The following is a 14,633-nucleotide window of genomic DNA, read 5'->3' as shown; positions in this document are numbered from 1 at the left end:
CCTGAGCCCGCGCCCATACGGTACGTCGCCCGCATGACGTGCCCGTGCCCAGAACCTTCGAGGCGCCCCGTCCTCGCTGGTCAACGGCGATTTTAACCACTTATCGACGGTCGACCCGCCGGGAGAAGTGAGAGTTCTCTCGAAGTGCCCGCCGACGGGTACCGCTCATGTGTACGAAGGCGCCCCGATCGGGGGCGCCTTCGTACGGACTCACCGCGACGGACGCGCCTCCGCCATCCGCTGCTCGGCGATCCGGTCGGCCGCGGCGGCCGGCGGAATACCGTCCTCCTTCGCACGTGCGAATATGGCGAGCGTGGTGTCGAAGATCTTCGACGCCTTCGCCTTGCACCGGTCGAAGTCGAAGCCGTTCAGCTCGTCGGCCACCTGGATCACGCCGCCGGCGTTCACCACGTAGTCGGGCGCGTAGAGGATCCCGCGGTCGGCGAGGTCCTTCTCCACGCCCGGGTGCGCGAGCTGGTTGTTGGCCGCGCCGCAGACCACCTTGGCGGTCAGCACCGGCACGGTCTCGTCGCTCAGGGCGCCGCCGAGCGCGCACGGGGCGTAGATGTCCAGGCCCTCGGTGCGGATCAGCGCCTCCGTGTCGGCCGCGGCGGACACGCCCTCGGGATGCCGGTCGAGGATCCGGCGTACGGCGTCCTCGCGCACATCGGTGATCACGACCTCGGCGCCCTCGGCCCGCAGGTGCTCCACCAGGTGGTGACCGACCTTGCCCACGCCCGCGATGCCGACCTTGCGGTCGCGCAGCGAGGGGTCGCCCCACAGGTGCTGGGCCGCGGCCCGCATGCCCTGGTAGACGCCGTAGGAGGTGAGCACCGAGGAGTCGCCCGCGCCGCCGTTCTCGGGGGAGCGGCCGGTGGTCCAGCGGCACTCCCGGGCCACGACGTCCATGTCGGCGACGTACGTGCCGACGTCGCAGGCGGTGACGTAGCGCCCGCCGAGGGAGGCGACGAACCGGCCGTAGGCCAGCAGCAGCTCCTCGGTCTTGATCCGCTCCGGGTCCCCGATGATCACGGCCTTGCCGCCGCCGTGGTCGAGACCGGCCATGGCGTTCTTGTACGACATCCCGCGCGCCAGGTTCAGCGCGTCGGCGACGGCCTCCTCCTCGGAGGCGTACGGGTAGAAGCGCGTACCGCCCAGGGCGGGGCCCAGAGCGGTGGAGTGGATGGCGATCACGGCCTTGAGGCCACTGGCACGGTCCTGACAGAGCACGACTTGCTCATGACCGCCCTGGTCCGAACGGAACAGGGTGTGCAGGACGCCGTCAGATACGTCGGTCACGGTGGTGACTCCTGAGTAAGTAGCGGCGGGTGGGACGGGCTCCCGTACGGGTGGCGGGGGCTGTGGCACGAGAGTAGATCCTCGCGCGCCCGACGGCGGCACTGTGTCCCGGATCACCTCCGTCCGGAGTACCGCGTGCGACGATTTGCCGGGGTTTCCCACCCGTCCGGGCGGGGGCCGGACAGGTTTTCGCAGCGGTCCGCGGGGGAGGGAGCAGAGCGTGCCCAAGGTGTCCTCGGTGATCGTCCCCTACGCGACCTACCTGCGCGTGTACGAACCGCTGGCCGCCTTCCCGGAGCCGGAGCGCGGACACTGGGCGCGTTACGCGCGCCGCCCCGACCGCCCCTCCTACCAGGAGGAACTGCGCCGGTCGCTGGCCGGCCTGGCGCCCACCCCACCGGTCGCGGTGCCGGTGCACGAGAGCGACGATGCCTTCGTCCTGGAGGCGGACGGCGTGGTCTGCGTCTGCCCGTGGCGCACCCGGCTGCGCGGCTGGCAGGCGCTGGGCGACCTCGCGGAGGAGTACCCCCTGCCCGTCCTGGACGCCCTGCTGCCCCCGGTCGTACGGCACCAGGCCACCCGGAACTACGAGCGCTGGCTGGCCGAGCACCCCGACGCGCGGCCGTGGATCCGGTCCTCCACCTGGCAGGTGCCGATCAATTGGTTCGTGCTGTTCGACGACGACGAGCGCGAGCACGTGAAGGGCTCCGCCGACGAGGACCCGGTGCTGCGCTACCGGACCCCGATGGTCCAGGCACGGCGGCGTGTGGCCCGCGGGCTGCGGACGCTTCGGGACGCCGTGGACGAGAGCCTGCTGATCGACGGCCTGGTGGACGTCGGCCGCTGGCTGGAGGAGTTCCACCCGCGCTCGCTGGTCGAGCTGGACTACGGGGGACTGGTGCACGCGCTGCCGGCCGGCGTCCTGGAGGACGACCACTCGGCGGCCGACGTCGGCGAGGGGATCGCGGCGTTGCGGCGCGGTGACGAGGAGGGCGCGGGGGAGGCCTACGGGCGCCTCGTGGAGCGCTGGCGCGCCGTGCGCGACCTGCGCTCGGCGAACTGACGTTTGACCAAACGCCCTTCTTGGGGTTTTGTCTTCGCACCTGAGGTGTGTGAAGTCGCGTCAATCCGGACGCGACAACGGACGTAGCAGCCGTTCCGGGCGTTTGTCTCAAGCGTGTCAAGCGTGACGGACCGCACGTACGGGGCTCTTGCGTCCCTTGCCCCTCCTCATGCCAAAATAGGACAAGGAGTCCGGGGAGGGCTCCTCCGTCCTGCTGTGCTCCACTATGGGCGGAATCTCAGCATTGCACGCTTTGGGGGGTCCGGTGACTCCTGCATGCTGCTGTGACTGATCGTCACAGGGGCGTGACTGTCCGCTATGGCATGGTCCATCGGCTTCCGCGGCTGATGAACACCTGGGAGGGCAATTCCATCGGTTTGGCCGACGTGGCTGGACAGATGGTGTAGTTGTAGTGCCGAGGACAAGCCGTTCGTCCTATAACCGACTCGACTCGCGTCCGCCATTTCGGGCAACGCGGGTCAAGGTGCAGAATTTAGAGGAAAGAACCGAGAAGGTTCGGTTCTCCCGAGGAGGCCGCTCATGACCGCTCGCACCCCTGATGCCGAGCCGCTGCTGACCCCCGCTGAGGTTGCCACCATGTTCCGCGTCGACCCGAAGACGGTCACGCGCTGGGCGAAGGCCGGCAAGCTCACGTCGATCCGCACGCTCGGCGGGCACCGCCGCTACCGCGAAGCCGAGGTCCGCGCACTGCTCGCGGGCATTCCGCAGCAGCGCAGCGAGGCCTGAACCTGCATGAACCGGGCAGAACCGGCTGGTCCCCCACCGGCCCCGACGCCCGGGCACACTAGCTCCAAACGACGCGGGGACTGCCCCAACAGGCCCTTCGCCCAACCGAATCAGAGCTTCTCAGGCAACTGAACAACGGGTACGTCGTCGATCGCGCTGGACTCCGCCGGGTCCAGCGCGATCTTTTTTGTGCGCTGGTGTCGGTCCGCTCGCGGGCCTGAGCGGCTCCAACGGCGCGCCGTGCGCGGGCTTGTCGGACTCTGGGGGCGCCTGTGGGGTCGCTGTGGGCTCACCTGCGGGGCGGCCGACGCGGAGCCCTCGGGGCAGTGCAATTGCACATATTAAATTGACCTGTTGTAGGTGGGGCGTAAGTTCCACCCTTGTCAAAATTCATACGGTGACACCCGTCACATACCAGTCGGGTTGTTGAGCCGACGGCATATGCGCTAGACGGAACGCGTGTTGACGGCCGGTTGTTCCCGCGGGTCTTCGGCGGGCTCCGCGGCCTCGGCGCGGTCGCCGGTCGCGGAATCCATCGCCAGACGCTGTAGACGGTGGCAGACCGGGCAGTGGCGGGTGAGGTGCCGGTACGACGAAGCGGCCGCGAGGTGCGCGCGGAGCAGTGCCCGCGTCTCGTGCCTGGGCGATGCCGCCATTACGCCACCTCCGGGACCCCCGTGGGCTCGTGCCCTTGTTCCTGGAGTACCGAGGGATGCGGGGCCCGTCAAGACGGCACAGGGGCCCGCGGCACGGGTTCTGCGCCCCGGTGCGCGGATGCATCCGCCGGCATGCCCTGCGTCGCGCCCGGACGGGCCGGTGAAGGGGGCCGTGCATGCCGAAGGCCCGCCTCCCTCGCGGGGGGCGGGCCTTCGGTCAAGCGGTCCTGACGGGATTTGAACCCGCGGCCTCCACCTTGACAGGGTGGCGAGCACTCCAAACTGCTCCACAGGACCAGGTTTCACGGCGCTTTCTTGCGTTGCGCTGCGAGAAGGACTGTACAGGAGCAGCGGCCCCCTGGTCGAACTCACCCTGCGTGCGGGTCCCGTCACGGCACCGCCGCGTCGATCGCCTTCACGATCCGCTTGTCCGACACCGGGTAGGCCGTGCCGAGCGCGTGGGCGAAGTAGCTGACCCGCAGCTCCTCGATCATCCAGCGGATGTCCCGCACCTGCTGCGGCACGGGCCGCCCCTGCGGCATCTGCTCCAGGAGCCAGGCGTACTCGTCCGACATCTCGTGGACCTTGGCCATGCGCGTGGTGTCCCGCTGCGCGTTCGTCGGCATCTGCTGCAGCCGGCGGTCCGCGGCCACCAGGTACCGCATCAGGTCCGGCAGCCGCCGCAGCCCGGCCTCGGTCACGAAGCCCGGCCGTACCAGCCCGTCCAGCTGCTTCCGGACGTCCTGGAGGTTCGGCAGCAGCGCGGGGCTGCGTACGCCCTTCAGGCGGCGCTCACAGGCCTGCCAGGCGGCCAGGACCTGCTGGACCTGACCCACCGCGCGGACCGTGGTGTCGACGATCTCCGCCCGCACCTTGTCGAACAGCTTGCGGAACGACTCCTCGTCCCACACCGGGCCGCCGAAGTCCGCGATCAGCTTGTCCGCCGCGGCCGTGGCGCAGTCGTCGAACAGCGCCTGCACGGAGCCGTGCGGATTCGCGGACAGCGCCAGCTTCTGAGGGTTGGTCAGTTTCTCGGACGCGAACTTCGCGGGGTTGACCGGGATGCCCAGCAGGACCAGCCGCCGGGTGCCCTTCCACATCGCCTCCGCCTGCTCGGCCTCCGAGTCGAACAGCCGGACCGACACCGAGTCGCCGTCGTCCACCAGGGCCGGGTACGCCTTCACCGGCTGGCCGGCCCGACGCGTCTCGAACACCCGGGTGAGCGAACCTATCGTCCAGTCCGTCAGCCCCCGGCGCTCCAGCGACTCCCCGCCCTCGCGCTGGGCCGTGGCTGCGGCCGCCTGTGACAGCGCCTTGCGCGCCTTGGGCCGAAGCGTGAGTTTGAGCGCCCCCAGGTCCTTGTCCTCGGCGAGCGTCCGGCGCCGTTCGTCGACGATCCGGAACGTCACCTTCAAGTGGTCCGGGACCCGCGCCCAGTCGAAGTCGTCCGCCTCGAACGGCACACCGACCATCCGCTTCAGCTCGCGGGCCATCGTGACGGTCAGCGGCTCCTGCAGCGGCACCGCGCGCTCCAGGAACGCCTTGGCGTAGTTCGGCGCCGGCACGTAGTTCCGCCGGATCGGCTTGGGGAGGGACCGGATCAGCTCCGTGACCACCTCCTCCCGCAGGCCGGGGATCTGCCAGTCGAAGCCCTCGTCCGTCACCTGGTTCAGCACCTGGAGCGGGACGTGGACCGTCACACCGTCCGCGTCCGCCCCCGGTTCGAACTGGTACGTGACACGGAACTTCAGCGGGCCCTGCCGCCACGTGTCGGGGTAGTCGGCCTTGGTGACCGCGTCCGCCGACTCACGGATCAGCATCTCCCGCTCGAAGTCGAGGAACTCCGGCTCCTCGCGCCGCTTGTGCTTCCACCACGAGTCGAAGTGGGCCCCCGAGACGACGTGGTCCGGGATCCGCCGGTCGTAGAAGTCGAACAGGGTTTCGTCGTCGACCAGGATGTCCCGGCGCCGGGCCCGGTGCTCCAGTTCCTCGACCTCGGTCAGCAGCTTGCGGTTGTCCGCGTAGAACTTGTGGTGCGTGCGCCAGTCGCCCTCGACCAGCGCGTTCCGGATGAACAGCTCGCGGGAGACCTCCGGGTCGATCCGCCCGTAGTTCACCTTGCGCTGCGCCACGATCGGCACGCCGTACAGCGTGACCTTCTCGTAGGCCATCACGGCCGCCTGGTCCTTCTCCCAGTGCGGCTCGCTGTAGGTGCGCTTGAGCAGGTGCTCCGCGAGCGGCTCGACCCACTCGGGCTCGATCTTGGCGTTGACCCGCGCCCACAGCCGGGACGTCTCCACCAGCTCGGCGGACATCACGAACCGCGGCGGCTTCTTGAACAGCGCGGAGCCCGGGAAGACGGCGAACTTGGCGTTGCGCGCGCCGAGGTACTCGTTGCGTCCGCCGTCGCGCCGGCCGCCCTGGCCGGAGTCCTTGGACTCCTTCACGTCCTTCATGCCGATGTGCGAGAGCAGACCGGACAGCAGGGAGACGTGGATGCGGTCGGCGGGGGCGTCCTCCTCGTTGAGGTGGATGCCCATCTGCTTGGCGACGGTCCGCAGCTGCGTGTAGATGTCCTGCCACTCGCGGATGCGCAGGAAGTTCAGGAACTCCTGCTTGCACATCCGCCGGAACGACGACGAGCCGCGCTCCTTCTGCTGCTCGCGGACGTACCGCCACAGGTTGAGGAAGGCCAGGAAGTCGCTGGTCTCGTCGCGGAAGCGGGCGTGCTGCTGGTCGGCCTGCGTCTGCTTGTCGGAGGGCCGCTCGCGCGGGTCCTGGATCGACAGGGCCGCCGCGATGACCATGACCTCGCGGGCGCAGCCGTTGCGGTCGGCCTCCAGCACCATGCGCGCCAGCCGCGGGTCGACCGGCAGCTGGGCCAGCTTCCGGCCGGTCTGGGTGAGGCGCTTGCGCGGGTCCTTCTGCGTGGGGTCGAGGGCGCCCAGTTCGTGCAGCAGCTGGACGCCGTCGCGGATGTTGCGGTGGTCCGGCGGGTCGATGAAGGGAAACTTCTCGATCTCGCCGAGGCCCGCCGCCGTCATCTGCAGGATGACCGAGGCGAGGTTCGTGCGCAGGATCTCCGCGTCGGTGAACTCCGGGCGGGAGAGGAAGTCGTCCTCGCTGTACAGCCGGATGCAGATGCCGTCCGAGGTACGGCCGCAGCGGCCCTTGCGCTGGTTGGCGCTGGCCTGCGAGACCGGCTCGATCGGCAGCCGCTGCACCTTGGTGCGGTGGCTGTAGCGCGAGATACGGGCGAAGCCGGGGTCGATGACGTACTTGATGCCGGGGACGGTGAGGGAGGTCTCGGCCACGTTGGTGGCCAGCACGATCCGGCGTCCGCCGTGCTGCTGGAACACCCGGTGCTGTTCGGCGTGCGACAGCCGGGCGTACAGCGGCAGCACCTCGGTGGACCGGTACCGCTTCTTGGTCAGCGCGTCCGCCGTGTCCCGGATCTCCCGCTCGCCGGAGAGGAACACCAGGATGTCGCCGGGCCCCTCCGCCATCAGCTCCTCGACGGCGTCGGTGATCGCGGTGATCTGGTCGCGGTCGGCCTCGTCGGAGTCCTCCTCCAGCAGCGGCCGGTAGCGCACCTCCACCGGATACGTCCGCCCGCTGACCTCGATGATCGGGGCGTCGCCGAAATGCCGCGAGAAACGCTCCGGGTCGATGGTCGCCGAGGTGATGACGACCTTGAGGTCGGGACGTTTCGGCAGCAGCTGCGCGAGATAGCCGAGCAGGAAGTCGATGTTCAGGGACCGCTCGTGCGCCTCGTCGATGATGATCGTGTCGTAGGCGCGCAGTTCGCGGTCGGTCTGGATCTCCGCGAGCAGGATGCCGTCCGTCATCAGCTTGACGAAGGTGGCGTCCGGGTTCACCTGGTCGGTGAAGCGGACCTTCCAGCCGACGGCCTCCCCGAGCGGGGTGTCCAGCTCCTCGGCGACCCGCTCGGCCACGGTACGGGCCGCGATCCGCCGGGGCTGGGTGTGCCCGATCATGCCGCGGACGCCCCGGCCCAGCTCCATGCAGATCTTCGGGATCTGCGTGGTCTTCCCGGAGCCCGTCTCGCCGGCGACGATCACCACCTGGTGGTCGCGGATGGCCTCGGCGATGGCGTCCTTCTTCTGGCTGACGGGCAGCTGCTCGGGATACCGGACCTCCGGCACCCGGGCCCGGCGCGCGGCCATCCGCTCCTCGGCCGCGGCGACCTCCGCCTCGATCTCACCGATCACGGCGGCACGGGCCTCCGGCTTACGGATCTTGCGGGCCCCTTCGAGCCGCCGTCCGAGCCGGTGCGCATCGCGCAGCGACAGTGCGGTGAGGCGGGAGGCGAGGGAGCCGAGGGCGGGGGCAGAGTGCGTAGACATACGGACTCCAGGATCTCAGACCGCGGAAAAACGCGGCGAGTCATTTTGCCGGGGCACACGACAAGGCCCCGATCAGAGATCGGGGCCTTGTCTGCGGTGGCTGGGGCCGGGGTCGAACCGGCGACCTATCGCTTTTCAGGCGATCGCTCGTACCAACTGAGCTACCCAGCCGAGGTGTTTCACGTGAAACACCAGCGGTCCTGACGGGATTTGAACCCGCGGCCTCCACCTTGACAGGGTGGCGAGCACTCCAAACTGCTCCACAGGACCAAGCGTGTCGTACGACAGTGTCGCACAGGGTGGTGCGTGCCCCCAACGGGATTCGAACCCGTGCTACCGCCTTGAAAGGGCGGCGTCCTAGGCCGCTAGACGATGAGGGCTATCGGCCCGCCTGGCGCTTCTCAGCGCGTCGGGGACGTGAGAAGCATATGGGATGGCGGGATGGTTCGCCAAAACGGTTCAGGGGCGAGGTCGCGACGGCGTGGCGGAGGCGGCCGACGGGGTGCTTCCCGACGGGGTGCCGGAGGGGGAGCCGGACGGGCTCCCGGAGGGCGACGGGGAGGTGTCCGCGCCCGGCTGGTTCTCCTCGGGGAGGTGCCGGCTGACCTCCGCCGTGGTCAGACCGAGACCCCCGAGCTCGATCGAGTCCCACGCCTGGAGGCGCCGGGTGTCCCGGTCGAAGTAGAGGATCGACGTCTCGATCGGGTCGGGGTACTTGCCCTCGATCGCGCGCAGCCCGCTGCCGCCGGTGGACCCCTCGACCCGCAGCCGGGTGCCGTACCGCATGACCTCGGACTCCTCGCGGTGGATGTGTCCGGAGAGCACCAGCGGCACGGTGCCGTCGACCTCCCGGGCCGCCGAGGGCTCGTGGATGACGGCGACGTCCACGGGGGTGCCCGCCCTGCGCTGGTCCCGCATCGAGGACGCGAGGCGGGCGCCCGCCAGCTCCTGGGACTGCTCGGCGCCCGTCCGCTGGGTGCGGTCGGGGGTGAACTGCGGATCGCCCATGCCGGCGAAGCGCAGTCCCGCGACGGTCGTCGCCCGGCCGTCGTCGAGGACGTGCACGTTCTTCATGCCCTCCAGGTGGCGCTGGGTGACGAGCGAGTCGTGGTTGCCGCGCACCCAGACGTACGGGGCGCCGAGGTTCTCGACCGGGTCCAGGAAGCCGTTCTCGGCGGCCGTGCCGTGGTCCATCGTGTCGCCCGAGTCCACGATCACGTCCACCCGGTACTGCTCCACCAGCGAGGCGATGATCTTCCAGCTCGCGGGGTTGAGATGGATGTCGGAGACGTGCAGGACGCGGATGGTGGTCGGGTCCGGCTGGTAGACGGGAAGCGTGGAGGTGGCGTCGTAGAGCTTGGTCACGTTGGTGACGAGGCGGGCCAACTCCTGCTGGTAGACGTTGAATTCGGTCACGATGCTGCGCGCGTCGCCGACCAGGGAGGGCGCGGAGGACAGCAGCCCGGAGAACTTCGGCTCCAGCACCGAGTCCGGGTTCCAGGTGGCGTACGCGGTGCCGCCGGACGCGGCCAGCAGGCCTAGGGCGAGACCCCCGGCGGCGAGGGCGCGGCGCGGGCGGCGGTAGACGAGCAGCCCGAGCGTGGCGGCGCCGGTGACGACGGCGACGCAGGACCGCACGGCGAGGTCCGCGGTGCCGCGGGCGATGTCCTGCGTGACCTCGTCCTGCAGGCCGGAGAGGCGTTCCGGGTGGTCGACCAGGGCCCGGGAGCGCTCGGGGTCCAGCTGGTCGACGTTGACGTCCAGGCGTACCGGGGCGATGTGGCTGTCGAGCTGGAGCGCGCCCAGCGGCGAGACATTGATCTTCGTGCCGCCGGTGAAGGACGGCCGCAGGGTCATGGTGGTGTTCATGGGGCCGACCGGCACCCGGACGTTGCCGACGACGAGCAGGCCGAGCCAGGCGCCGAGCAGGACCACGGCGACCAGCCCGAAGGCCCGCGCCCAGGGGCGCGGCCGCGGGCCCAGGGCGGCGGCCGGTACGGCCGGGGGACGGGTGGAGCGGCGGTGGGTCAGGGCCTGCGGGAGCCGGGGGACGCGGTGGAACAGGTTCATGACGGCAGTCGGGACGCGGGCCATTGATCCCCTATGCCCGTACGGGCGGCCGGATATGCGGGCGTCGCCCGCCTCTCGTACGGACCGATCGTCCCCGACAATGGCATCGTGCTGGAGATGACGCGCGAGGAGTTCGAAGAGCTGGTCGCCGAGGCGCTGGACCGGATCCCGCCGGAGCTGACGCGGCTCATGGACAACGTCGCGGTGTTCGTGGAGGACGAGCCGCCGGCGGACGACCCGGAGCTGCTCGGGCTGTACGAGGGGACGCCGTTGACCGAGCGGGGCGAGTGGTACGCCGGGGTGCTGCCCGACCGGATCACCGTCTACCGGGGGCCGACCCTGCGGATGTGCGAGTCCCGGGAGGACGTGGTCGCCGAGACCGAGATCACGGTGGTGCACGAGATCGCGCACCACTTCGGGATCGACGACGCCCGGCTGCACGCGCTCGGCTACGGATAGGCCGTCCGCGTGTCTTCTTGCGGGTGGCGGGAGTTGGGGTTGTCGACCCTGCACTCCAACCGGAGGTGGCCCCGTGCGCCGCTTGTACGTACCCGTCCGCCTGGCCGCCACCGCCCTGGCCGTCGCCGCTGCCGCCGGATGCGTGAGCGTGGGTGACGACGGCGCCGGCGGGAAGGCCGGTCCGTCCCACTCCGCGGGCCGTCAGGGCGGTGAGGCCCCGGACGGCGGCACGGCACGGTCGGGCGATGGCGCCGGGTACGGGGCCGCGGCGGCCGACGGCGAGCGCGGGAACGAGGGCAAGGGCAAGCGCGGGAAGGGCCGGAAGAAGGGCGAGGACGCCGAGCCGTCCCCGTCCGGTGAGCGGCCGTCCGCGGGGGCGAGCCGCAGCGCACCCGCCGACGGGCCCGGCGAGCCCGCGCGTCCCACCCCCGACGACCGGCCCGACCCGCCTGAGCCCACCCGGACACCGGACCCGCAGCCCTCCGCCACGCAGCCCGACCCGGGGCCCTCGCACGAGCCGACCCAGGCCGAGCCGTCGTCGTCCGCCCACCAGCCGCCCGACACCCAGCTGGCGCAGCGGGAGCCCGCGCCGAAAGCGGGCGCGCCGGCGTAACCTGGGCAGCGGCCCCGCCGCTCAGCGGCACCCCGCTCACCTGCCAGTTTGCATTCGAGGGGCCCGAGTGCGTATGGTGGCAGATCGTTTGATCCTATTTGCCCGGCGCCACTGCAGAGCGCGCCGTGTGGCGCGTACTCTCTCCCTTGCCGTGGTGGACCGCATTGAGGCGGTCGTAATTGCGAACTGCGAATCACGGAGTTGACGGGCGCGTGCCGAAGAGACTCCGGAAGGTTTCGCATTCGTATGCCCATCGCCAGTACTGATCACGTCGTCGTGCCCGAGAACACCGAGGACACCGACACCACCGCCGCCACCGAGGCGGCGGCCCCCGAACTCACCTTCGCCGATCTCGGCCTGCCCGAGGGCGTCGTGCGCAAGCTCGCGCAGAACGGCGTGACCAGCCCCTTCCCGATCCAGGCCGCGACCATCCCGGACGCCCTGGCCGGCAAGGACATCCTCGGCCGCGGCCGCACCGGCTCCGGCAAGACCCTCTCCTTCGGTCTGCCGACCCTGGCGCAGCTCTCCGGCGGCCGCACCGAGAAGCACAAGCCGCGCGCCGTCATCCTGACGCCGACCCGCGAGCTGGCCATGCAGGTGGCCGACGCCCTCCAGCCCTACGGCGACGTCCTCGGCCTGAAGATGAAGGTCGTCTGCGGCGGCACCTCGATGGGCAACCAGATCTACGCCCTCGAGCGCGGCGTCGACATCCTCGTCGCCACCCCCGGCCGCCTGCGCGACATCATCAACCGCGGCGCCTGCTCCCTGGAGAACGTGCAGATCGCGGTCCTCGACGAGGCCGACCAGATGTCCGACCTGGGCTTCCTGCCCGAGGTCACCGAGCTGCTCGACCAGGTCCCGGCCGGCGGCCAGCGCATGCTGTTCTCCGCCACCATGGAGAACGAGATCAAGACCCTCGTCGACCGGTACCTCAAGGACCCGGTCCACCACGAGGTCGACGCGGCCCAGGGCGCGGTGACGACCATGTCGCACCACATCCTCGTCGTGAAGCCCAAGGACAAGGCGCCGGTCACCGCGGCCATCGCCTCCCGCAAGGGCCGCACCATCATCTTCGTCCGCACCCAGCTCGGCGCCGACCGCGTCGCCGAGCAGCTGCGGGACGCCGGCGCGAAGGCCGAGGCCCTGCACGGCGGCATGACCCAGGGCGCGCGTACCCGCACCCTGGCCGACTTCAAGGACGGCTACGTCAACGTCCTGGTCGCCACCGACGTCGCCGCCCGGGGCATCCACGTCGACGGCATCGACCTGGTCCTCAACGTGGACCCGGCCGGCGACCACAAGGACTACCTGCACCGCGCGGGCCGCACGGCGCGCGCCGGCCGCACCGGCACGGTCGTCTCCCTGTCGCTGCCGCACCAGCGGCGCCAGATCTTCCGGCTGATGGAGGACGCGGGCGTCGACGCCACGCGCCACATCATCCAGGGCGGCGCGGCCTTCGACCCGGAGGTCGCCGAGATCACCGGCGCCCGGTCCATGACCGAGGTGCAGGCCGAGTCGGCCGGCAACGCCGCCCAGCAGGCCGAGCGTGAGGTCGCCCAGCTCACCAAGGAGCTGGAGCGGGCCCAGCGCCGTGCCACCGAGCTGCGCGAGGAGGCCGACCGCCTGCTGGCCCGTTCCGCCCGCGAGCGCGGCGAGGACCCGCAGGCCGCGGTGGCCGAGGCGGCCGTCGTGGCGTCCGCCGAGGCCGAGGTGACCCTCCCGGAGCAGCCGGCCGCGCCGGACGTCGAGCGAACCGAGCGCACGGAGGCCGCGGCCCCGTACGAGCGGCGCGAGCGCCGGGACGAGCGGGACGACCGCGGTGGCTTCCGCCGTGACGACCGTGGTGACCGTGGTGACCGGGGCGGCGACCGTGGCGGTTTCCGCCGCGACGACCGTGGTGACCGTGGCGGGCGTTCCTTCGAGCGCCGTGACGGCGGCGACCGTGGCGGCTTCAACCGCGGTGACCGTGACCGCGGTGGACGTTCCTTCGAGCGTCGCGACGACCGCGGCGGCTTCCGCCGTGACGACCGCCGTGACGGCGACCGCGGTGGCTTCCGCCGTGACGACCGTGGCGGCTTCCGCCGGGACGAGCGGGACGACCGCGGTGGCTTCCGCCGTGACGACCGTGGTGACCGTGGTGACCGGGGCGGCGACCGTGGCGGTTTCCGCCGTGACGAGCGTGGTGACCGTGGCGGGCGTTCCTTCGAGCGCCGTGACGGCGGCGACCGTGGCGGCCGTTCCTTCGAGCGTCGTGAGGGCGGCGACCGCGGCGGCTTCCGCCGGGACGACCGCACCGGCCACCGGGGCAGCGACCGCCCGTTCAACCGCGACCGTCAGGGCGACCGCCCGGGCTTCCGCTCCGGCGGCCACGACCGCCCGTACGGCCGTCGTGACGACCACCGTGGTGGCGGCTCCTTCGGCCGCCGCGAGGACAAGCCGCGCTGGAAGCGCAACGGCTGACACCGCCTCATCCGCAAGCCCGAGGGCCCGCGCGACACTCCGTCGCGCGGGCCCTCGCGCATGTGTGCGGCATGTGTCCGCCACGCGCCTGCCCGATACCCGATCGGCTCCCCGGCCGCGTCCGGCTATGCTCGGGGAGGCAACATCGCCAGGGGCCCTTAGCTCAATTGGCAGAGCAGTGGACTTTTAATCCATTGGTTGTGGGTTCGAGTCCCACAGGGCCTACTTCCCGCGGGAGGGGCGCACCCCCTCCGACGCGCGAGACGGCGCTCGTACCGGCCCGGCCGGTACGAGCGCCGTCGTCGTCGCGCGGGCGGTTCAGCGACGCGACGGGCGGCGGACGTCCTCCTCGCCCGGGCGCCGGTAGGGGTCGATGAGCTGCACGCCGATTCCGCTGGTCACGAGGCCCGCCGCGATCAGCAGTCCGTCGGGGACGACGATGCCCGCGACCAGCATGCCCAGCCCGGCGATCAGCACCCACCAGGCGCCGGCGCGCCGGTACTCGCGCGGACGGGCCGGACGGCCGGCGGCGAGGGAACGGGCGAAACGGGGGTCCTCGTGTTCGAGTCGGGCCGCGAGGTCGACCAGACGATCGTCGTCGGACTGGGGCACGGCTCCTCCTTCCCAGGGGGTGGCCGCCCGGTCACACCGCCGACGGCCGTCGCTCCGAGCACCGGGACATGCGCGAACCGCCGGCTTGCCGCGAACTCGGGCCGGTTTCAAGGAGTTTGCCCGTGCGCCGACGTCGTCACCCGCCCGGTACGGTGCCTCCACCCTCGCCCGGCGACACCCCCCGGGGCCATCCGTCGCGGGCCCCATCCTCATGGGGGGCCGGTATGCAGGAGACGCGGGGCACGGGTCGGCGGACGACCGGAAAATGGGGACTGTCACCGATGGCG

10 protein-coding genes and 5 tRNA genes are annotated in these 14,633 nt (G+C 71.1%); 6 read left to right on the top strand and 9 right to left on the bottom strand.

Features of this window, described 5'->3' with window-relative positions:
- Window positions 1–210: 210 nt before the first annotated feature.
- Window positions 211–1,299, bottom strand: coding sequence for a Leu/Phe/Val dehydrogenase (locus tag ACIF8S_RS16670; protein WP_399999840.1), 1,089 nt, complete (start codon window positions 1,297–1,299; stop codon window positions 211–213).
- A 220-nt stretch (window positions 1,300–1,519) separates the two neighbouring features.
- Between ACIF8S_RS16670 and ACIF8S_RS16665 the strand changes: the two genes are divergently transcribed.
- Entirely contained in the window at window positions 1,520–2,362 is an 843-nt protein-coding gene (locus ACIF8S_RS16665; RefSeq protein ID WP_399999839.1) for a hypothetical protein, read from the top strand.
- A 540-nt stretch (window positions 2,363–2,902) separates the two neighbouring features.
- Entirely contained in the window at window positions 2,903–3,109 is a 207-nt protein-coding gene (bldC, locus tag ACIF8S_RS16660; RefSeq protein WP_003949541.1) for a developmental transcriptional regulator BldC, read from the top strand.
- 446 nt (window positions 3,110–3,555) lie between these two features.
- Here the strand turns inward: bldC and ACIF8S_RS16655 are convergent, their stop codons facing one another.
- The 7 genes from ACIF8S_RS16655 to ACIF8S_RS16625 form a co-directional block, all read right to left on the bottom strand.
- Complete coding sequence (locus ACIF8S_RS16655) at window positions 3,556–3,765, bottom strand: DUF6274 family protein (protein ID WP_399999838.1); 210 nt, start codon at window positions 3,763–3,765, stop codon at window positions 3,556–3,558.
- A gap of 222 nt (window positions 3,766–3,987) precedes the next feature.
- Window positions 3,988–4,062 (bottom strand) — tRNA-Asp (locus tag ACIF8S_RS16650).
- Window positions 4,063–4,154: 92 nt separating this feature from the next.
- Entirely contained in the window at window positions 4,155–8,132 is a 3,978-nt protein-coding gene (hrpA, locus tag ACIF8S_RS16645) for an ATP-dependent RNA helicase HrpA (RefSeq protein WP_399999837.1), read from the bottom strand.
- Between the two features lie 97 nt (window positions 8,133–8,229).
- A tRNA-Phe gene (locus ACIF8S_RS16640) sits at window positions 8,230–8,303 on the bottom strand.
- 24 nt (window positions 8,304–8,327) lie between these two features.
- Window positions 8,328–8,402 (bottom strand) — tRNA-Asp (locus ACIF8S_RS16635).
- Between the two features lie 37 nt (window positions 8,403–8,439).
- Window positions 8,440–8,512, bottom strand: a tRNA-Glu gene (locus ACIF8S_RS16630).
- Between the two features lie 79 nt (window positions 8,513–8,591).
- Window positions 8,592–10,226, bottom strand: a complete 1,635-nt coding sequence (locus tag ACIF8S_RS16625; RefSeq protein WP_399999836.1) for a metallophosphoesterase — start codon at window positions 10,224–10,226, stop codon at window positions 8,592–8,594.
- An 84-nt stretch (window positions 10,227–10,310) separates the two neighbouring features.
- Here ACIF8S_RS16625 and ACIF8S_RS16620 point away from each other — a divergent pair, with 84 nt between their 5' ends.
- From ACIF8S_RS16620 to ACIF8S_RS16605, 4 genes are all read left to right on the top strand, one after another.
- Window positions 10,311–10,661: a metallopeptidase family protein gene (locus ACIF8S_RS16620; RefSeq protein WP_024886119.1), complete on the top strand. Its 351-nt coding sequence runs from the start codon at window positions 10,311–10,313 to the stop codon at window positions 10,659–10,661.
- 73 nt (window positions 10,662–10,734) lie between these two features.
- Window positions 10,735–11,274, top strand: coding sequence for a hypothetical protein (locus tag ACIF8S_RS16615; protein ID WP_399999835.1), 540 nt, complete (start codon window positions 10,735–10,737; stop codon window positions 11,272–11,274).
- A 246-nt stretch (window positions 11,275–11,520) separates the two neighbouring features.
- The gene (locus ACIF8S_RS16610) at window positions 11,521–13,734 is read left to right on the top strand and encodes a DEAD/DEAH box helicase (RefSeq protein WP_399999834.1); all 2,214 of its coding nucleotides are present in this window, start codon (window positions 11,521–11,523) and stop codon (window positions 13,732–13,734) included.
- Between the two features lie 152 nt (window positions 13,735–13,886).
- Window positions 13,887–13,959, top strand: a tRNA-Lys gene (locus ACIF8S_RS16605).
- 93 nt (window positions 13,960–14,052) lie between these two features.
- Here ACIF8S_RS16605 and ACIF8S_RS16600 read toward each other — a convergent pair.
- Window positions 14,053–14,346, bottom strand: coding sequence for a DUF3040 domain-containing protein (locus ACIF8S_RS16600; protein WP_349795864.1), 294 nt, complete (start codon window positions 14,344–14,346; stop codon window positions 14,053–14,055).
- Window positions 14,347–14,633 lie beyond the last annotated feature (287 nt).

This window comes from Streptomyces sp. NPDC085937, from assembly GCF_044540535.1.
Lineage (GTDB): Bacteria > Actinomycetota > Actinomycetes > Streptomycetales > Streptomycetaceae > Streptomyces.
The sequence above is the reverse complement of the archived record's forward strand: the minus strand, read 5'-3'. Positions and strand labels throughout refer to the sequence as shown.

Coding starts and splice junctions, on each gene's coding strand:
- bldC (WP_003949541.1), top strand. CDS start 2,903: ATGACCGCTCGCACCCCTGATGCCGAGCCGCTGCTGACCCCCGCTGAG.
- ACIF8S_RS16655 (WP_399999838.1), bottom strand. CDS start 3,765: ATGGCGGCATCGCCCAGGCACGAGACGCGGGCACTGCTCCGCGCGCAC.
- hrpA (WP_399999837.1), bottom strand. CDS start 8,132: ATGTCTACGCACTCTGCCCCCGCCCTCGGCTCCCTCGCCTCCCGCCTC.
- ACIF8S_RS16625 (WP_399999836.1), bottom strand. CDS start 10,226: ATGGCCCGCGTCCCGACTGCCGTCATGAACCTGTTCCACCGCGTCCCC.
- ACIF8S_RS16610 (WP_399999834.1), top strand. CDS start 11,521: ATGCCCATCGCCAGTACTGATCACGTCGTCGTGCCCGAGAACACCGAG.